14 protein-coding genes are annotated in these 19,106 nt (G+C 68.6%); 10 read left to right on the top strand and 4 right to left on the bottom strand.

Translation table 11 applies throughout. The features are described from left to right. Position 1: 1 nt before the first annotated feature. Complete coding sequence (locus tag AX721_RS13175) at positions 2 to 1,603, bottom strand: GMC family oxidoreductase (protein ID WP_068876453.1); 1,602 nt, start codon at positions 1,601 to 1,603, stop codon at positions 2 to 4. 121 nt (positions 1,604 to 1,724) lie between these two features. On the opposite strand from AX721_RS13175, the gene AX721_RS13170 reads away from it, so the two are divergent. From AX721_RS13170 to AX721_RS13150, 5 genes are all read left to right on the top strand, one after another. Continuing rightward, a complete protein-coding gene (locus AX721_RS13170) occupies positions 1,725 to 3,221 on the top strand; it encodes a class I adenylate-forming enzyme family protein (RefSeq protein ID WP_197422563.1) in 1,497 nt (498 codons plus the stop codon). A 25-nt stretch (positions 3,222 to 3,246) separates the two neighbouring features. Further along, a complete protein-coding gene (locus tag AX721_RS13165; protein ID WP_156467160.1) occupies positions 3,247 to 3,654 on the top strand; it encodes a Zn-ribbon domain-containing OB-fold protein in 408 nt (135 codons plus the stop codon). Then, on the top strand, positions 3,651 to 4,817 hold the full coding sequence (locus tag AX721_RS13160; RefSeq protein ID WP_231733245.1) for a transporter: 1,167 nt from the start codon (positions 3,651 to 3,653) through the stop codon (positions 4,815 to 4,817). Before AX721_RS13165 ends, AX721_RS13160 begins: the two co-directional genes overlap by 4 nt. A gap of 225 nt (positions 4,818 to 5,042) precedes the next feature. Beyond that, positions 5,043 to 6,224: an SRPBCC family protein gene (locus AX721_RS13155; protein ID WP_068876450.1), complete on the top strand. Its 1,182-nt coding sequence runs from the start codon at positions 5,043 to 5,045 to the stop codon at positions 6,222 to 6,224. A 13-nt stretch (positions 6,225 to 6,237) separates the two neighbouring features. Further along, positions 6,238 to 7,482: a cytochrome P450 gene (locus tag AX721_RS13150; protein ID WP_068876449.1), complete on the top strand. Its 1,245-nt coding sequence runs from the start codon at positions 6,238 to 6,240 to the stop codon at positions 7,480 to 7,482. Here AX721_RS13150 and AX721_RS13145 read toward each other — a convergent pair. Beyond that, the gene (locus AX721_RS13145; protein ID WP_068876448.1) at positions 7,479 to 8,099 is read right to left on the bottom strand and encodes a TetR/AcrR family transcriptional regulator; all 621 of its coding nucleotides are present in this window, start codon (positions 8,097 to 8,099) and stop codon (positions 7,479 to 7,481) included. The two genes, AX721_RS13150 and AX721_RS13145, sit on opposite strands and share 4 nt — an antisense overlap. A 294-nt stretch (positions 8,100 to 8,393) precedes the next feature. Between AX721_RS13145 and AX721_RS13140 the strand changes: the two genes are divergently transcribed. The 3 genes from AX721_RS13140 to AX721_RS13130 all read left to right on the top strand — a co-directional run bounded on the left by AX721_RS13140 (position 8,394) and on the right by AX721_RS13130 (position 13,713). Next, positions 8,394 to 10,832, top strand: a complete 2,439-nt coding sequence (locus AX721_RS13140; RefSeq protein WP_082765446.1) for a TonB-dependent receptor — start codon at positions 8,394 to 8,396, stop codon at positions 10,830 to 10,832. Between the two features lie 347 nt (positions 10,833 to 11,179). Further along, a complete protein-coding gene (locus AX721_RS13135; protein ID WP_197422562.1) occupies positions 11,180 to 11,806 on the top strand; it encodes a TetR/AcrR family transcriptional regulator in 627 nt (208 codons plus the stop codon). 137 nt (positions 11,807 to 11,943) lie between these two features. After that, entirely contained in the window at positions 11,944 to 13,713 is a 1,770-nt protein-coding gene (locus AX721_RS13130) for an NAD(P)/FAD-dependent oxidoreductase (protein WP_068876445.1), read from the top strand. Positions 13,714 to 13,829: 116 nt separating this feature from the next. On the opposite strand, the gene AX721_RS13125 is transcribed toward AX721_RS13130, so the two are convergent. Together AX721_RS13125 and AX721_RS13120 are read right to left on the bottom strand one after the other, a co-directional pair. Continuing rightward, positions 13,830 to 14,639, bottom strand: a complete 810-nt coding sequence (locus AX721_RS13125; protein WP_197422561.1) for an SDR family oxidoreductase — start codon at positions 14,637 to 14,639, stop codon at positions 13,830 to 13,832. Between the two features lie 197 nt (positions 14,640 to 14,836). Continuing rightward, on the bottom strand, positions 14,837 to 16,009 hold the full coding sequence (locus AX721_RS13120) for an MFS transporter (protein WP_156467159.1): 1,173 nt from the start codon (positions 16,007 to 16,009) through the stop codon (positions 14,837 to 14,839). A 146-nt stretch (positions 16,010 to 16,155) separates the two neighbouring features. On the opposite strand from AX721_RS13120, the gene AX721_RS13115 reads away from it, so the two are divergent. Together AX721_RS13115 and AX721_RS13110 are read left to right on the top strand one after the other, a co-directional pair. Then, positions 16,156 to 17,430 carry an aminotransferase class III-fold pyridoxal phosphate-dependent enzyme gene (locus AX721_RS13115; RefSeq protein ID WP_068876442.1) on the top strand — a complete coding sequence of 425 codons (1,275 nt, stop codon included), beginning with the start codon at positions 16,156 to 16,158 and terminating at the stop codon, positions 17,428 to 17,430. 76 nt (positions 17,431 to 17,506) lie between these two features. Beyond that, a partial coding sequence (locus tag AX721_RS13110) for a TonB-dependent receptor (RefSeq protein WP_068876441.1) occupies positions 17,507 to 19,106 on the top strand: 1,600 nt, incomplete at its 3' end.

Raw genomic sequence — 19,106 nt, 5'->3', positions numbered from 1 at the left:
CTCAGGCCGCGTCGGCGCGGATCAGGTCGGCGGCGCGCCAGGCCATCGCCATCGTGGGTCCGTTGGTGTTGCCCGACAGGATGAAGGGCATCACCGAGGTGTCCATCACCCGCAGCCCCTCGACGCCGCGCACCTGCGCCTGAGGATCGACCACCGAGGCGGCGTCGGCGCCCATCCGGCACGTGCCCACCGTGTGGTAGCCGCAGGTGCCGAAGCGGTCGTAGGCCTCGAGGATCTCGGCGTCGCTGTCGTAAGCCGGCCCGGGCATCGTCTCGATGTCGATGAAGTCGGCCAGCGGCGCCTGGGCTGCATAGCGCCGCATGGTCCGCACCGCGGCGATCATCACCGCGCAATCCTCCTCGGTGGCCCGGTAGTTGGGGTTGAGCTCCGGGGACGCCTCAGGGTCGGTCGAGACGATGTGCAGGCTGCCGCGCGAGGTGGGGCGGAGGGGATAGGTCACCGCATTGATCCCCTGGTGGGCCTCGAGCTTCGTGCGGCCGCTGGCGAAATCAAAGCTGAAGGGGGCGATCAGGAACTGGGCGTCGGGGCGGTTGGCGCCCGGTCGGCTCTTGAACCAGGCGCCGATCTCGTAGGCGGCGGCCGACATCGGGCCGTCCTTGGCCAGGTAGTAGCGCAGGGTCGAGCGCAGCAGCCGCCAGCCGCTGAACTCAGGGTTCTGCGAGCCGCGTCCCTTGAGCTTCCACTGCAGGATCAGGCCGCGATGCTCGCTGAGGTTCTCCCCGACCTCGGAGCTGGCGTGAACCAGCGGAATGTCCAGCGCCGCGAGCCGCGCCGGATCGCCGATCCCCGAGCGTTCCAGGATGCCGGGGCTGGCCATTGCGCCGCCGGCAAGGATCACCTCGCGGCGCGCGAGGATGTCCGTCGCCCGCCCGGCGATCGCCGCGCGCACGCCCTGGGCGCGCTTCCCCTCGAACAGCACTCGTTCGACCACGGCGTGGGTGAGGATCGTCAGGTTGGGGCGGCTCTTGACCGGGTGCAGGAAGGCTGCGGCGGCGCTCTGGCGGCGGCCCCGGTGGATGGTGCGCGGCGCGTAACCGACAGCCTCGTCGTCGTCCGGATGGTTGACGTCGGCCTTCTGCGGCCAGCCCAGGGCGGCGCCGGCGGCGACCATGGCCTCGGTCAGCGCGTCGCGGTGTTCGGGCAGGGTGATCTTTAGCGGTCCGTGGGCCCCCCGCGTAGCGTCGGCGCCGAGTTCATGCGCCTCGAGCGCTGCATAGGCCGCGCCGATGTGCGACCAGGCCCAGTCGGGTCCGGCCAGCTCGGCCAGCGCTTCGAAATCGGCAGGCTGGCCGCGGACGTACATCATCCCGTTGACCGAGGTGGAGCCGCCCAGCACCCGCCCGCGCACCCAGGTCTCGGACGCCCCGCCCGTCGCCGCCTCGGGCGCGCTGGGGTAGACCCAGAGGTGCTTGGGGTCGGCCATGACCTTGGCCAGGCCCTTGGGCATGTGGATGAAGGGATGGGTGTCCGGCGGGCCGGCTTCGAGCAGCGCCACCTGGACGTTCGGGTCCTCGGAAAGCCGGTTGGCCAGGACGCACCCCGCCGCACCCGCGCCGACGATCACATAGTCGAAGGTGTGCACGTTCCGCTCCCTCTAGATCGCGCTTCTGGTCGGCGCCCACGCCCCATCGGGGCTGGACGCCAAATATCTAATGTGCATAGATTTAGTCAAGGACGCGCGACCGCCGACGTCCGGAGGAAACATGAAGACGCTGAGCAGCGCCCTGGCCTGGTGGGCGCGGATGCAGGGCGACGCCGTCGCCCTCGACGTGGCGGGTGACACCGTCACCTATGCCCAACTGCACGCCTGGTCGAACCGGCTGGCCGTGTGGCTCGGCGATCTGGGCGTCGCGCCGGGCGACCGCGTGGCGATCTGTGCGGCCAACTCACTCGGCTACTGTGCGCTGATCATGGGCGTGCTTCGGGCCGGTGGGATCGTCGCGCCGATGAACGCGCGCTTCACCCGCCACGAGGTCTCCGAGATCTTGGGCGACGTCGGTCCGCGCCTCGTCTTCGCGGACGCCCCGCGCGCGGACCTTGTCGCCGAACTCGGCTCACAAGTTCTCGACCTTGCCGACGTCGACAGGTTCCGCGAAGGCGTGGCGGCCGACCCTTCCGTCGACCCCCAGCCCGAATGGCCGGTGGTGATCATCAGCACCAGCGGGTCCACGGCCCGGCCCAAGGGCGTGGTGTTCACGAACAGGTCGATGGTGGACTACGCCGCCGAATTCCACCTGCAGGAGCCCACCATCGGCAAGGGCGCGCGGGTGCTGGCGATCGCGCCGCTCAGCACCTCGGCCGGCTTCGTCCAACTGATGCACTACACGACGCTGGGCTGCACCCTCTACATGGAGCCCGCCTTCGAGCCCGCCGCCGGCCTGGAACTCCTGGTCCGCGAGCAGATCAACGCCTTCGGCGGCGTACCCCTGCTGTTCGAACGGATCGCCGCCCAGCCCGCCTTCGCCACCGCTGACCTGTCGGCGCTGCGGCTGGTCACCGTCGGGGGAGCGCGCGTGACCCGGACGCTGCTCGAGACCTGGTTGGCCAAGGGGATCGTGATCCGCCAGATCTATGGCCAGACCGAGTGCGGCGGGAACGCCACCATCATGCCCGCGGCGCTCGCTGCCGAAGCGCCGGAGAAGTGCGGCTGGGGTGGGCCCTTCACCACCCTGATCACCGTGCGGCCCGACGGCAGCCGGTGCGCCCCCGATGAAGTCGGCGAGATCCTCATCCGTGGGCCCGGCCAGATGCTGGGCTATTGGAACAACCCGGCGGCGACCGCCGAAGCCCTTCGCGACGGCTGGCTGCATACAGGCGACCTGGGGATGCTGGACGCGCGCGGCCTGCTGACATTCGTCGATCGGATGAAGGACATCATCATTTCGGGCGGGCTGAACATCTCGGCGGCCGAGGTGGAGCGCGCGGTCGGCGACTATCCCGGCGTCGAGGAAGTGGTGGTGATCGCCGCGCCCGACCCCAAGTTCGCCGAGACGCCGATGGCGGTGCTGTACGCCAACGCGGCCATCGACGTGCCGGCGCTGATCGCCCACTGCAACGGCCGCCTCGCCGACTACAAGGTGCCGCGGTACGTGGTGGTGGAGCCCGAGCCTTTGCCACGGCTGGCGACCGGCAAGCTCTCGAAGCCGGCTGTGCGCGCCAAATACAAGGACCAGATTGCGGACCTGCCCCGTGTCCGGTGAAGGGGTGTCCGCGGATCCGCGCCGGGTGATCAGCACCGGCGCCGACCAGCCCTACTGGGATGGCCTGCTGGAGGGGCGGCTCACCATGCCGGCCTGCGCGGGCTGCGGCCGCTGGCATTGGCCGGCGGTCTGGCGCTGCGGCGAGTGCGGGAGCTGGGATCACGCCTGGCGGACGGTCGAGCCGGTCGGCGCGATCTATACCTGGAGCCGCACCTGGCACGGCTTCCCCGGCATCGAGAGCCTGGGCTCTCCCTTTGTCAGCGTCGTGGTGACGATCGACGGGACCGACGGACGCCGCCTCACCGGCATCCTGGAGGGCGATGAGGCGGCGGTGCGGATCGGCGCGCGTGTCCGCGGCCGTATCGCCGAGGTGGAGGCCGCGGGCCGAGTGGTCCCGGCTTTCCGATGGCGCATCGAGGAGGCCGGGCGTTGAACGGGCTCAACTGCGGGGTCGCCGTCGCCGGCGTTGGGTTGAAACAGCACCGCCGCGGCCAGGCGCCGCTGCCTGAGCGCGGTGTGCTGGTGCAGGCGATCGTCGAGGCCTGCGCCGACGCCGGGATCGACCCGGCTGATGTCGACGGCTTCGTCTCATATGGCGACGACAAGAACGAGCCGGTGCGGCTGATGCCCGACCTGGGCACGCGCGAACTGCGCTGGTCCAGCCAGGTCTGGGGCGGCGGGGGCGGCGGGATCGCCGCGGCGTTCGCGCAGGCCGCCGCCGCCATCCTTACCGGCCAGGCGCGCGTGGTGGTGGTGTTCCGAGCGCTTGTGGAGGGCGTCAGCGGGCGGCTCTCGGCGGCGGTGATGGCCCATCACCTGAACGAGCACATGCTGGGCGCGGGCGTGATCTCGCCGGCCCAGGCCTGTGCGCTCAGGGCCCAGCGGATGTTCGAGCATCATGGCGTGCCGCAGCAGGTCAGCGAGGAACTGGTGCGCGCCAGCTATTTCCACGGCGCGCGCAATCCTGAGGCGGTGGCCTATGGCAAGGCCTTGACGGTGGAGGAGTACCGCACCGCGCGCTGGATCAGCGAGCCCTTCCGCCTGTTCGACTGCTCTCGGGAGAACGACGGGGCCGGTGCGCTGGTGCTCGTTGCAGCCGATCATGCCGCCCACCTGGCCAAGCGGCCCATCTATTTGGCGGGCGTGGCCCAGGGCGCCGCCAAGGGTTGGGGCGACCTGCTGGAGAACGATGACGACGACCAGTACGTGACCTCGGGCTTCCGCCAAACGGCCCGCGATCTATGGGGCCGCACAGGGCTCGCACCCGCTGACATCGACGTAGTGCAGATCTACGAGAACTTCAGCGCCCAGGGGATCGCCGCGCTCATCGACCACGGCTTCTGCACCTACGAGAACGTGGCCGAGGTGGTGCGCTTCGATAACCTGATCGCGCCGGGCGGTAAGCTGCCGGTCAACACTTCTGGCGGCAACTTCGCCCAGGGCTTCATCCACGGCATCGGCATGCCGATCGAGGCCGTGCGCCAGCTACGTGGCGAGTCGGCCAACCCCGTGCCGGGCGCGCGGACCTGCCTGCTCACCGGCGGCCCCGGCGCGCCGACTGTCAGCTCGGCGATCTTCTCCAACGTGCGGTTATGAACGCGCCGGTCCGCATCACCGTCCCGCGCGCGGGGGCGCTCCCGATCGCCTCGTTCCGCACGCCGAGTTCGTCGAGGTCGCCGGCGCGGCGGACATGGTCGCGGGGGACGAGAACACCGCCTTCGGCGACGCAGTGCCGGGATTCGTGACGCGGACCGTTCCAGTTATCTATTGACGATAGATTATTGGCCTCTAGGATATCGCTCAGATCAGAAGGCGCATCCGATGGCTGTCACCGACGTGAAAACTCCGGCCCGCCCGCGGCTCGCGAAGCTGGACGACCTGAGCGAGAGCCAGATCCGTGCGATCCGCAGCATCCCGCACCACGACCAGGCGATCCCCGACGCCATCGAGGCCTCGCGCCCGGCTTCGATTTTCACCGATCCCCGTCGTTATGAGCTCGAGCAGGCCCAGGTGTTCCGCCGCCTCCCGGTTCCGGTGAGCCTGTCGGCGCGCCTGCCCGAGCCGGGGTCAGTGCTGGCCCATGACGGCTACGGTGTGCCGCTCGTCCTGACTCGCGACAAGGACGGCGTGGTCCGCGCTTTTCTCAACGCCTGCCAGCACAAGGGCTCGAAGGTCGTCGAGACGTGCGAGCCTCACAAGGCGGGCCGCCTCGTCTGTCCCTACCACGCCTGGACCTACAAGCTGGACGGCCAGCTCATGGGCGTTCCGCGGCAGGAGACGTTCGCCGGTCTCGACAAGTCCGCTCGGCCGCTGGCGCAGCTGCCATGCCAGGAATCCGGGGGCTTGATCTGGGTGATCCTCGACCGCCATGCGCCGGCCGACTTCAGTTCCCTCTCGGACCAGCTGGCGATCGATTTCACTGCGATGGGCATCCCTGAAGCGCACGTCTACGGCCATAGGCGGTTCGATCTGAAAGCCAACTGGAAGCTGGTCCTGGAGCCATTCCTGGAGGGCTACCACGTGCAGCGGCTGCACGCTCAGAGCATCGGCGACATGTTCGCCGACGTGCCCAACGTCTACGACCGCTTCGGCCGCCATACGCGCCAGATTTCCGGCAAGATGAACTTCACGCCCGATCTGCTCGCGGGAGAGGTCAAGAACATCCATGACCTCGTCACACACGCCTACCTGGCGTTCCCGAGCACGGTCGTCGTGACCAGCCCATACTACATCAGCGTGATGATCATCATGCCGCGCGCCACCGGCCGTTCGGTCGTCGACTACTACATGCTGACCCGCGGCCCGCCTGACAATCCGAAGGCCGAGAATCTCTATGCCCGCTCCTACGAACTGATCCTGAAGGTGTTCGGGACCGAGGATTTCCGGGCTGCGGAGATTTCGCAGGACGGGCTCGAGTCGGGCGCGCTGGATACGGTCGTCTACGGCGGCCTCGAACACGCGATCCCCGAGTTCTACGAGACACTCGAAGCCGCGTTCGTCTGAAGAGGGGAAGCCGATGTCGTCCGAGCCGCACGCCGTACCTGCGCATGTGCCGCCCCATCTGGTCTTCGACTTCGACATCTACGCCGACCCTCGGGTGAGTGACGACGTCCAGGCCTCGTACGCCGCCGCGATCGAGTCCGCGCCGGACGTCTTCTATACGCCGCGCAACGGCGGCCACTGGATGGTGAAACGGATCGAGGCGATCTCCGAGATCGTGCGCGATCCCGAACACTTCTCCGCGCGCGAGATGCAGATCCCGCGGGTGCCGAACCCGCCCATGTTCATCCCGCTCAGTCTCGACCCGCCGGACAACCAGCTCTACCGGACCGTGCTGATGCCCCGGTTCTCCGCCAAGGCGATCCGCGAGCTGGAGCCCCGGATCCGCGAGTGGGCGGTGCGGATCGTGGACGACGTGGCGGGGCAGGGGCGCTGCGATTTCGTCGTCGACGTCGCCTCGCGTTTCCCTGTGTCGGTGTTCATGGAGTTGATGGGCCTGCCGTTGGCGCGCCTGCGCGAGTTTCGGGACCTCGCGGACGAGTTCTTCAACGCCCATGATCCCACCGGGATCGAGGCGACCTCGGCCCGCATCCTCGGACTGCTGGGCGAGCTCATCGCCCTGCGCCGCGCCGAGCCCGCCGATGACCTCGTCACGGAACTCGTCTCAGTGTCGCCGGAGGGCCGCAAGCTCTCAGACGACGAGGTTCTGGCCATGTGCTTCGTCCTGTTCCTGGGCGGCATGGACACTGTCACCAACGTCAGCGGCTTCGCTTTCCGGCAACTGGCCCACGACCCCGCCCTACAGGCGCGGCTGGCGGCCAATCCGGGCGACATCCCCAAGTTCGTGGACGAGGCGCTGCGCGCGTTCGGCGTGATCAACACCCCGCGCCTGGTGGTCAAGGACTGCGAGCGCTTCGGCGCGCCGTTCCGCGCCGGGGACATGGTGCTCTGCCTGCTCTCGGTGTCCGGGCGCGACGATCAGCGCAATCCTGATCCCGCCGTGTTCGACATCGACCGCGCGCAGCCGGCGCACCTGACGTTCTCGACCGGTCCGCACCTCTGCATCGGCCACATCCTGGCCCGCGCCGAGATACGCGTGCTCACGGAGGAATGGCTGAAGCGCGCTCCGGCTTTCGGGGTCGAGCCCGGCGCGCGGAGCGGGTACCGGATCGGCACGGTCACGGCCATCCAGTCGCTGCCGCTCCGCTGGAACGCGGCCGACGGCGCGGCCAGCCAAGTCGCCGCCCAGGCCGCCTCCTAAGCGTCGCCCGGCCGAACCCGGAAGCCCGCCAGGAAGGTGCGGATGGTCTGCTCGAACAGGCCCTCTGCGTCGTAGGGGTTGGCGGCCTGTGCGAGGGCGAGGTGCGGCAGCCGTTCCGGATCGACACTCGGCATAGCCGGCACGCCGCGCACTTGAGCAGCGGCCTCGAACAGGGCCGAGGCGTAGGTGAGCTTCTCCGTGCCCTCGAGCAGCGTCATGCGCACATCGGGCGGGTAGGGGCAGTTGGCGATCCAATGATCGTAGCCGCGCAAGGTGATGTGGCGCGGGAAGAACTGCAGCAGGAGGGGCGCGGCGTTGGGGTGTTTCAGCAGTGTTCGCCGGGTCGCCAGGCACACCCCGACCATCGCCTCGTTCCAGTCCTGCGCCACCGCCTCGCCGCCGACGGCGGGGCCGAGGTCCAGCAGGACATGGCGGGCGACTTCCGCCAGCAGCTCGGCCTTGTCGCGGAAATGGTAGTAGAGCGACGGCGCTTTGACGCCGAGCGCGCCGGCGACGAGTTCCAGGCTCAGCGCGTCCAGCCCGTCGCGGTCGATGATCTCCAGGGCGGCGACAGTCGCGCCGTCGCGCGTGATCCGATTCCGGCTCGGTCGACCCAATTTGAACCCCTCATGACGCCCGAAGCGCAATGTGCGCGCCGCTTAAACTACGGCAGATGGATAACGGTGCTTTGAAGTCAGGCGATATAACCAACGGAAAATGCGTAAATAAATGACATGCATCAAGCTAGTGGCGGCGACGACCTGGCTCACACCCTACGCAAGCCACCCGCTTTTGCCTATTGACATTAGATTTATGGAGCGAGACTGTCCTCAGACGAGACCAAAAGGTCCGGGCGCCGCGGCTCCTCATGAAGAGGGGTGAGCAGCCCAAGGAAACTAGGGGGAGGTTCTATGTCACGCTCGCTCGGTCTTGCGTTCCTGGCGCTGTCCACGACGGCGCTCTCACCGCTGAGCGCCCAGGCGCAGGGGACGACGCCTTCCGCTGACAGGGCGGTTATGCCCGCCGCGGACCAGGCGGTTACGCTCGAGGACATCGTGGTGACGGCGCGCCGCCGCGACGAGCGCCTGATCGACGCCCCGGTGGCGATCACCGCCGTGACCGGCAAGAAGCTTGAAGCCTACAACGTGACCAATTTCACCGACATCGCCACTCTGGTGCCGTCGATGATCGCCGGCCGCGCCGCCTCCGGATCCTCGGCGAGCATCTTCCTGCGCGGCGTCGGTTCGACGGCGCTCAGCGCGGGATTCGACCAGTCGGTGTCCTTCGTGATCGACGGCGTTCCGATGAGCCGGGGCCGCGAGATCAACCTCAGCCAGTACGATGTCCAGCACGTCGAGGTGCTGAAGGGGCCGCAGGCCCTGTTCTACGGCAAGAACGCCACAGGCGGCCTGATCAGCGTGGTCACCAACGGCCCGACGGACGACTTTCAGCTCGGCGCCAAGGCCGGCTACGGCTTCGAGGCTGCCGAGAAGTATGGCGAAGGCTTCGTATCGGGTCCGATCGTCGACACCCTGCGCGCCCGCTTCGCCTTCCGCCTCTCCGACAGCGACGGCGCCTTCAAGAACAGCGCGGCGGAAACCTACCTCGATCCGCTGGGCATGCAGCGACATCGCAACGCCAAGCACCGGGGCGGAAGCAAGACCGAGAGCGGCCGCCTGACCCTGGATTGGACACCGAACTCGGTCTTCGACGTCGAGCTCAAGCTGGGCGCGACGCACCAGAAGGACGGCGGTCCGACCGACGTGGTCGAGCGGATCTGCGGCGGGGGGCGCACCACGCCGTTCGCCGCCAATGGGATTCCGCCGAGCCCCAACGCGGACTGTCGGATCAACGGCGTGGCCGACAGCTCCAGCATCCCGAGCCAGGTGGCGGGCGCCAACTATCGTTGGGCGCGCGACGGGCGGATGTACGCCGACCTGAAGTCACAGTTCGCGACCCTCACGGCCAAGGCCACGCTGGACAAGGTCGACGTCACCTCGATCACGTCGCATTACACCTTCAAGCAGACGGACCTGAACAACGTCTCGGGTGAGGCCTATCCAGCGTCCTTCTCGCAACTGGCGGACTACGAGCAGACATCGGAGGAACTTCGATTTCAGACCAAGTTCGGGGGGCCGTTCAACGCCCTGGTCGGCTTCTTCGTCTCCGACAGCCGGTTCGTCTTTAACACGGACGCCTACATCTTCCCGGTGCCGCTGGACCCGAGCTCAGGCACATTCACGACCTTCAAGCGCGACAACGGCTTCGACGGCGAGTCCGTCTCGGCCTTCGCGGAACTCACCTACAATTTCAGTGAGCAATGGGAACTGGCGGGCGGCGCCCGCTGGAGCCAGGAGAAGCGCGACTCCTACCAGCGCTCCCTCCCGGCCCACATTGCTTTCGCCGCGGCGTTCCCGGGCGCCATCTCGCTGCAGGACCGCTTCAAGGACGAAAACGTCTCGCCCCAGGCGACCCTGCGCTACAAGCCGGACCGGAATACGACGTACTATGCGGCCTACAAGGAAGGCTTCAAATCCGGCGGCTTCAACATCTCCCAGTCGCTGACCCCCGGGGCCTCCGTCGCCGCCGGCGAATTCGACAGCGAGACGGCCAAGGGCTTTGAAGCGGGTCTCCGCCTGATCCGCCTCGGGGGCGCCCTCAGCTTCAATGCGACAGCGTACGCCTACGAATACATCGACCTCCAGGTGCAGAGCTTCGACCCGGTGACCATCGGCCAGGTGGCCGACAACGCCGGGAAGCTCAAGACCCGCGGTGTGGAAGCCGATTTCGAGTGGCTCCCCGACGCGGTCGTGGGGCTCAGTCTCCGCGGCGCGGTCGCCTACAACCACGCCAAGTTCTCCGACTATGTGGGCCAGTGCTACGCGGGCCAGACGATCGCGGCGGGCTGCGACCTGGTGCCGAACCCGACCAATGGCATTTTCACCAGCCAGGACTATGACGGCCGCACTCCGCCCAAGGCCCCCAAGTTCGCCGGCCGCATCGGCTTCGGCTACGACGTGGACCTCACTCAGGATCTGAAGCTGCAACTGACCGGCGATGTCAGCCATACCTCGAGGTACAACTTCACCGACACCCTGCGGCCGGACGCCTATCAGAAAGCCTACGCGAAGCTTGACGCCTCGATCCGACTGGTGGGGCCCGACGACCGCTGGCGGGTGTCCCTAATCGGCCGCAACCTCACGAACGAGCGCGTGGTGACCGCGGCCAACGACATCCCGTTCGCGGGCGGGACGGGCACGGGCGCGAACGGCCCCGGCGTCCTGGCCGACATGTCCGCCTTCGTCGAGAATCCGCGCGAGATCTTTCTGGAGTTCGGGGTCCGATTCTAACCGCGCTTGTGGTCGGTCGGTCGAGCGGGGTGTACTTCGGCCCAGAGGGAGATATTTATCCATTAAGCTGAACTTCGGAGCCTTGATCCCCTTGGCGGCGCGCCGCATCCCGTCCGTCGGCCGCGCGCGGCCGGCCCCCTGCGCCGCTGTCCGCGTCGCCTTGGCCAAATCGCCGTGGCGCCGCTAGTAAGTCAGGCGCGCCGCCGATCCGGCGTCGTCTCCGAGGTCGCCCACCGATGAGCCCGGCGAAGGTTAAGACAGCCCAGAAGGCGCCGAAGGCTCCCCGGTCGAAGTCGGCGCCGCGGCGACCGTCGCGGGGCCCGGGCATCCTCCGGTATAATTCGCTCGTGGACGCCACCGAGCGGCTGCTCACCGAGCACAGCCCGGACGACATCGGGCTCTACCAGATCGGCGAGGCGGCTGGCGCGCCTATGGCCTCGGTCTATCATTTCTTCCCGACGCGGGACGCCGCCTTCCTGGCGCTCGCGGAGCGCTACCTGGAGGGCTTCATAGCGCTGGGCCTGCGGCCGGTGGACGCCGCGGCGCTGCGGTCCTGGCAGGACCTGGTGGCGATCGATCAGCGCCTGGCCATGGACTTCTACAACAGCCATCCGCCGGCCCTGAAGATCTTCTATGGCGGCTACGGGGGCCTGGAGACCCGGCAGGCGGACATCCGCTACACGCGCGGCATCGCCGAGTCCCTGTACCATCGCCTGGACGCCGCCTTCCACATGCCGCCGCTTCGCGACGCGGCCACCAAGTTCCACATCGCGCTGGCGCTGATGGATGCGGTGTTCGCGATCTCCTACGAGGCCAACGGGGAGATCACCGAGGCGTATTACCAGGAGGCCCACGCGGCCTTCGTCGCCTATTGCGGCCTCTTCCTGCCGCCCCGCCTCGAGCCGCGCGAGGCCTGCCTCGAGGCGGCGGCGCGCGGCGAGCAGATTCAGCTTCCCCAACTCTTCGTCGCCTGACGGAGAACCGGCGCGGCTGTGCCCGTGCACCCTCGGCTGATGCTGGACGCCCTCTTTGTTAATAGATAATAATACAGCAATATGTGGTTTGCGCCCGGCGCGCTGCACCCGGCAGCCGCGGGCGGGGGGATCGACACATGACCATCAAAGCCTGGCTCGAAGCCTTCGCCGGCGCGCTCTCTCGCCGTAAGCCCGATGCCGCTGCGGCCCTCTTCGCCGAGGGCGGCCTGTGGCGCGACATGGTCGCCTTCACCTGGGACATCCGCACGCTCGAGGGGCGCGAAGCGATCCGCGCCCTTGTCGAGGAGACGCCCGAGACGGCCGACGCCCGGTGGGCCGCCGAGACGCCCGAGGCCGGGGAGGCGGAGGAGGGATTCATCACCTTCGAGACCACCGTCGGGCGCGGGCGCGGCTACGTGCGGCTCAAGGACGGCCTCTGCCAGACCCTGCTGACGGCGCTCGACGACCTCAAGGGTCACGAGGCGGCCCGCGGGCGCAGCCGGCCGCAGGGCGCGGCGGTCGATCCGGACCGTCCGCTCGCCAACTGGAAGGACCAGCTGGAGACCGAGGCCGCGACGCTTGGCGTCGAGGTCCAGCCCTATGTCCTGATCGTCGGCGGCGGGCAGGGTGGGCTCGCGCTCGCCGCGCGGCTGCGCCAGCTCGGGGTGCCGAACCTGGTGATCGACCGCCAGGCCCGGCCGGGCGACCAGTGGCGCTCGCGCTACCATTCGCTCAGCCTGCACGACCCGGTCTGGTACGACCACATGCCGTACCTGCCGTTCCCCGAGAGCTGGCCGGTGTTCACGCCCAAGGACAAGATGGGCGACTGGCTGGAAGCCTACGCCAAGATCATGGAGATCAACTTCTGGGGCTCCACGGAGTGCGTCCGCGCCGCCTATGACGAGGCCGAGCAGGCCTGGCGGGTGGAGGTCCGGCGCGAAGGCGACACGCTTCTTCTGCGGCCGAAACATCTGGTGCTGGCGACCGGAAACGCCGGCAAGCCGAATACCCCGGCCTTCCCGGGCATGGAGACCTTCGCCGGGGTGCAGACCCATTCGAGCGGCCATGTCACCGGCGCCCCCTATCGTGGCAAACGCGTCGCGGTGATCGGCTCGAACAATTCCGCTCACGACATCTGCGCAGACCTCGTGCAGCACGGCGCGGATGTGACCATGGTCCAGCGCGATCCGACCCACGTCACGCGACAGGAAGCGGCCCTGTCGTTGCTGCTGGCGCCGCTCTATTCGGAAGCCGCGGTGGCGGCCGGGATCACCACCGAGCGGGCCGACCTGCTGGTGGCCTCCATGCCGCTGCGCACCCTGCCGGACATCTACCGCCCGGCCTACGAGGAGATCGCGCGCCTCGACGCCGACTTCTACGCCCGGCTGGAGGCCGCTGGCTTCATGCACAGCTTCGGCGAGGACGGCACGGGCATGCCGCTGCTCTACCTGCGACGGGCGTCGGGCTACTACATCGACGTCGGCGCATCGGAGATGATCGCCTCGGGCGTGATCAAGCTGCGCTCGCGGGTCGGAATCGACCGGATTGAGCCGGACGGTCTGATCCTCACGGACGGCAGCAAGTTGGAGGCGGACGCGATCATCTACGCCACCGGCTTCGGGACCATGGACCAGTGGGCGGCGGAACTGATCTCGCCCGAGGTGGCGCAGCGCGTCGGCAAGGTCTGGGGCTACGGCTCTGGGACGGCCGGGGATCCGGGCCCTTGGGAGGGCGAGTTGCGCAACATGTGGAAGCCCACCGCCCAGCCGGGCCTGTGGTTCCACGGCGGCAACCTGGCCCAGTCGCGGTTCTACTCGCAAATCCTGGCGCTGCAGCTGAAGGCCCGTCACGTCGGGCTGAACATCAACGTGTACCAACCGCCGGCGCCGGACGCCGTGCCCGCCTAAATCCAATAAGGCCGGGCGCGCCTAGGTGGGATGCGCCCGTTCCGGCCATCCGGCCGAGCGCCCCTGAAAGGCGATACGCGCGCCGGTCACTGGAGGCCGGTGCGCGCGTCCTCGGGTTAGGGGAGGAAATGGTCGGCGATCATGTCCTCGAGGTCGTCTGGGCTGAGATCGCGTTTTGCGGTTTCGACGCCTTCCTGCCTGGGCCCCACAACTGCGCGGCGCACCGGCGGCCTGGGATCCTCCAGCACCTCGCGGACGACCGGGCCGATCATGGCGGGGTCGGCGCCGTCGCGTTCGTCCTTGTCGATGATGGCCATCGCTCTGTCGAAGGCCGCCTTGTAGAGCGAGCCCTCGCCGCTCGCCGCCACCTTCTGGCGCGACGAGGTGAAGCCGGTGGCGAAGTCGCCGGGCTCGAGCACCGTGGCGCGGACGGGTGAGCCGCGCAGTTCGAGGCGGAGGGACTCGACATAGCCCTCCACGGCGAACTTGCTGGCGGCATACATGCCCTGGAACGGGATGCCGACGAGGCCGGCGAGCGAGCCCACGATCACGATGTGGGCGATCTGCTGTTGGCGCAGGTGTGGCAGGGCGGCGCGGACCAGGCGGTGGTTGCCGAAGAAGTTGGTCTGGAACTGCGCCAGGCCCTCCTCGCAGGTGGTGTCCTCCAGGGCGCCGGCGATGCCCATGCCGGCGTTGCCGACGACGGCGTCGAGGCGGCCCTCGCGGGCGATTACCTCGGCGACGCCCGCGGCGACCGAGGCGTCGCTGTCGACGTCCATGGCGATCATGGGGAAGGGCCCGCCGGCCTGAGGCCGCCGCGACGTGCCGTAGACGTTGTAGCCGTTGGCGACCAGGTGTTCGGCGATGCAGCGGCCGAAGCCCGTGCTCGCCCCGGTGACCAGCACCACGCGTGCTTCAGATGACATGATGGATCCCATTTGCAGGTTGATGAGGACGGAAGACCGAAGAACGGGGACGCCGGTCGCCGCCGTAGGCCGCGTCGACCTTCAGTCGAACACCTCGACTGAATTGCAGGCCGAGGGCCGCGGCGAACGCCGCTGCGCTCAGGATTGCCGCAGTTAATAGATAAAAATACATCAAAGGCAAGTCGGGGGCTCCCGCCCTATGAGGCGGTCCGCGCTCGCGCGCGGAGTAGCGGACCGAGGGCGTAGAACCCGCCGGCCGCGGCGAGCAGGACGGCCGCGCCGACGAAGCTGCCGCGCACGTCGCCCGGGCGCGCGGCGAACGAAACCACCAGCGGGCCTAGACTGAGACCGGCGAGGGCCACCGGCGTCATCACCATGGCCACGCGACGCGAGGGGTCCAGTGCGATCAGCTCGCTGATCAGGAAGGGCTGCAGGGCAAGCCAGCAGAGGCCGAAGAGGCAGACGGCGGCGATGTAGCCGGCGTCGGAGTGGGCGAGCATGGCGACCACCACGCCGGCCTGCACGAGCGCGCCCACCGCGAGAATCAATCGGGCCGGCAGCCGCCAGCACAGCCACGCCGCCAGCAGCGCCCCCACGAACTGCAGGGTGAGGCTGCCGGCGATGGCGGCGCCGATCACCGACGGCGCGAGGCCGTGCTGGGCGCCGAGGCGCTCCACGTAGTTCCAGGCCGCGCCGATCCCGGCGTTCTGCGCCAGGCCGCCGAGCAAGCTGAGCAGCAGGGCGGGTGACCAGGCGACGCCGCCCGCCTGCGCCTCGGGGTGGACCTCGACCCGGTCGACCACGAAGGGGGCGGCGCAGGCCGCGGCGATCGCGCTGGCGGCCAGCAGCGCGAACCCGGCGTTGAGACCGAACCGGGGAATGACGAGGGCGGGCAGGAGGTAGGCGAGCGCGATCTGCGGCGCCGTTGTGATCCCGAGGAAGAGGCCGTTCATCCGATCCGGCCGACGCGCATGGGTGACGACCACCACGGCGGCGCCGATCAGCAAGCCCTCCAAGAGGCCCGCGACGCCCCGCAGCGCAAGGATGGCCGTGGATGAGGGGGCGGCGGATAGCCCGAGGTCGACCGCCGCCAGCAGCAGCGCGGTGGCGGCGACCTTCAGGCGCATCGCGCCAGCGTTCATCAGGTAGGGGCCGATCGCCGCGCCGATCGCCAGGGCGAAGACCTCGATCATCGCAACCCGCCCGAGGCCGGCCTCGGTCAGCCGCCCCGTCTCGATCAGCCCGCCCAGCAGAATCGGCTGCACGCCCAGGACCAGCAGGGCGGCGGTCCCCACGACCATCGTCGCACTGACGGCGGTGAGCGTTTCGTGGGCAGGAACGGACCCCAGTGATGCGCGGATAGCCGTCATGCCCTCGATCTCCTCCTAATAGAATTGAGTACAGCAACAACGCCACTACGCCATTTGACAGCCTCCGGGAATGCGTGTTGATAGATATTTATGTAGGAAATGTAGCGGCGGGCTGACGCCCCGCCGGCGGTCGAGGGGAGAGTCTTATGGCGTGGACCAACAAGCGTGCGCTGGAGCTGCGCGATCGCGCTGAGCAGGTGATCCCCGGCGGTATGTACGGGCACGAGGCGACGACGCTGATGCCGGCGGAGTTCCCGCAGTTCTTCAGCCGCGGGAAGGGCGCGCGCCTCTGGGACGCCGACGACAACGAGTACGTCGACTTCCTCTGCGCCTGGGGCCCCAACTTGCTGGGCTACGGCTTCGAGCCGGTGGAAGCGGCCGCCGCGGCGCAGCAGGCGCGTGGCGACACCCTGACCGGCCCCTCCGAGGTGATGATCGACCTGGCCGAGGCCTTCACCGGCATGGTGAGCCATGCCGACTGGGCGATGTTCTGCAAGAACGGCACGGACGCCACCTCGATGGCGATGGTGACCGCCCGGGCCCACACGGGTCGCAAGACCATCCTGGTGGCGCGCGGCGCCTACCATGGCGCGGCGCCGTGGTGCACGCCGAGGACCGCGGGGATCCTGCCGGAGGACCGCGCCCACGTCGTCCACTACGACTACAACGACGCCGACAGCCTGGCCGACGCGTTCAAGGCGCACGAGGGCGACGTGGCCGGCGTCTTCGCCACGCCGTTCCGCCACGAGGTCCTGGCCGACCAGCACGACGCGCTGCTCGAATACGCGCTGGCCGCGCGCGCGCTGTGCGACCAGACCGGCGCGCTGCTGATCGTCGACGAAGTCCGCGCCGGCTTCCGGCTGGCCCGCGACAGCAGCTGGTCGACGCTCGGGGTGAAGCCCGACCTGAGCACGTGGGGCAAGTGCTTCGCCAATGGCTATCCGATCTCGGCCCTGCTCGGCGCCAACGTGGCGCGCGAGGCGGCGAAGCAGATCTTCGTCACCGGCTCGTTCTGGTTCTCGGCCACGCCCATGGCGGCCGCGGTCGAGACCCTGCGCCAGATCCGGGAGACCGACTACCTGGAGCGCCTGATCGGCGCGGGCCGCCGCTTCCGCGAAGGGCTGCAGCAGCAGGCGGCCAGCCATGGCTTCGGCCTGCGCCAGACGGGCCCGGTGCAGATGCCGCAGATCCTGTTCGAGGACGATCCGGACTTCCGCATCGGCTACGGCTGGGTGAGCGAGTGCCTCAAGCGCGGCGTCTACCTCAGCCCCTACCACAACATGTTCCTGTCCTCGGCGCACAGCGAGGCGGACATCGCCCAGACGCTGGCCGCCACCGACGAGGCCTTCGAGGCGCTGAAGACGCGGGTGGGGCGCCTGGAGCCACACCCGGCGCTCATCGCGCTGATGGCCGGTCACTGACGACGGGCGCGGGGGCGTCCAGGGAAGTCGGGGGCCGCTCTCAGCCCCCGAGCACAGCTCAAAGGGGAAGAGCGCAATGCGATCCAACACCTATACGAACGGAACCTGTCGGCGGGGGCTCGGCGCGGTCTCGATCGTCGCCCTGCTGGCGGCGGCCGGGCCGGCCCTGGCCGGTCAGGCAGAGGCCATTCAGGTGGAGGAGCTGGTCGTCACCGCCCAACACCGGTCCGAAAACATCCAGGACGTGCCGATCAGCATCCAGGCGTTCAGCGCCGAGAAGCTGCAGGACCTGGGGGTGAAGACCACGGCGGACTTGGCGCAGTTCACGCCCAATGTCTCGATCGCGCTGCCGGCCGGCGCCGGCAACCAGCCGATCATCACCATCCGCGGCATCGGCCTGAACGACTACAACACCGACAACGCCGGCCCGAACGGCGTCTACCTGGACGAGGTCTACCTCAGCTCGCCATCCAGCCAGACCTTCCAGACCTTCGATCTGGAGCGGGTCGAGGTGCTCAAGGGGCCGCAGGGAACGCTGTACGGCCGCAACACGAGCGGGGGCGCGATCAACCTCGTCAGCGCCAAGCCGACCGACACCTTCACGGCCCAGGCGCACGCCGAGTACAGCTCCTTCAACACCTTCAACGTCGAAGGCGCGATCGGAGGCCCGATCACCGACAGCTTGAGCGGCCGCTTCGCCGCCACCTGGACCACGTCCGATGGCTGGGCGAACAACCTCAACACCGGCAAGGACGAGAACGGCCAGAACGCCGTCGCCATCCGCGCCAAGCTGCTCTGGAAGCCGACCGACGACCTGAAGGTGCAGCTGGGCGTCAACGGCGGCTACGTCGACGTCCGACCCACCCAGTACCGGCACTTCGGCGCGCTGGACGCGACCGGCGCGCTCTGCTCGCCGGCGGATGTCAACGCGGGCCTCTGCGCCGACCTCTACGGGTTCGGGACGCCGGCCAAGTTCCGGGACGTGTCCAGCAACCGCGATGAGCACCTGCGGGTGAAGGACTTCGGGCTGAACCTGCGCACGGACTATGCGGCGGGCGACGTCGACCTGGTGTCGATCACCTCCTTCAACCGCAACAAGAAGCGCCATCCCGAGGACAGCGACGCCTCGCCGGGCCGGCTGCTCGAGATCACCTTCGGCGCCAAGTCGATGGCCTTCACCCAGGAGATCAGAGCGTCGCAGACGACCGACCGCTACACCTGGGTGGCGGGCGCCTACTATCTCCACGAGATCATCAAGCAGGACCAGCCGATCGACGTGTTGCTGGGCATCGACAGCGCCTTCGGCATTCCGGGCGTCGGCGACGGCCTGGCCTTCACGGGCTACGGGATCAACCGCCAGAAGACCGAGAGCGGGGCGGTGTTCGGCCAGGGCGAATACAAGGTCACCGACCGGCTGAAACTGGTGGTGGGCGGCCGCTACACCACCGAACGCAAGGACTTCGAAACCAACAGCTCGGTGCGCTACCAGCAGGGCGGAGAGGGCAGCTACGGCCCGGTCATGCCGATCCTGGCCACCGACCAGCACCAGTCGGACTCGGCCATCTCCTGGCGCGTCGGCGCCAACTATGACGTCGCGCCGGACGTGATGGCGTTCGCCAGCATCGCGACCGGCTTCAAGAGCGGCGGCTTCAACGGCGGCTTCCTGAGCCAGGTCC

The sequence above is a fragment of the Phenylobacterium sp. CCH9-H3 genome (genome assembly GCF_001557235.1).
Lineage (GTDB): Bacteria > Pseudomonadota > Alphaproteobacteria > Caulobacterales > Caulobacteraceae > Phenylobacterium.
This window is presented reverse-complemented; position numbering and strand designations above follow the sequence as displayed.

What these genes read in the sequence shown, in the direction of transcription:
- AX721_RS13130 (WP_068876445.1), top strand. Translation starts at nt 11,944, where the DNA reads ATGACCATCAAAGCCTGGCTCGAAGCCTTCGCCGGCGCGCTCTCTCGC.
- AX721_RS13170 (WP_197422563.1), top strand. Translation starts at nt 1,725, where the DNA reads ATGAAGACGCTGAGCAGCGCCCTGGCCTGGTGGGCGCGGATGCAGGGC.
- AX721_RS13150 (WP_068876449.1), top strand. Translation starts at nt 6,238, where the DNA reads ATGTCGTCCGAGCCGCACGCCGTACCTGCGCATGTGCCGCCCCATCTG.
- AX721_RS13125 (WP_197422561.1), bottom strand. Translation starts at nt 14,639, where the DNA reads ATGTCATCTGAAGCACGCGTGGTGCTGGTCACCGGGGCGAGCACGGGC.
- AX721_RS13155 (WP_068876450.1), top strand. Translation starts at nt 5,043, where the DNA reads ATGGCTGTCACCGACGTGAAAACTCCGGCCCGCCCGCGGCTCGCGAAG.
- AX721_RS13115 (WP_068876442.1), top strand. Translation starts at nt 16,156, where the DNA reads ATGGCGTGGACCAACAAGCGTGCGCTGGAGCTGCGCGATCGCGCTGAG.
- AX721_RS13140 (WP_082765446.1), top strand. Translation starts at nt 8,394, where the DNA reads ATGTCACGCTCGCTCGGTCTTGCGTTCCTGGCGCTGTCCACGACGGCG.
- AX721_RS13120 (WP_156467159.1), bottom strand. Translation starts at nt 16,009, where the DNA reads ATGACGGCTATCCGCGCATCACTGGGGTCCGTTCCTGCCCACGAAACG.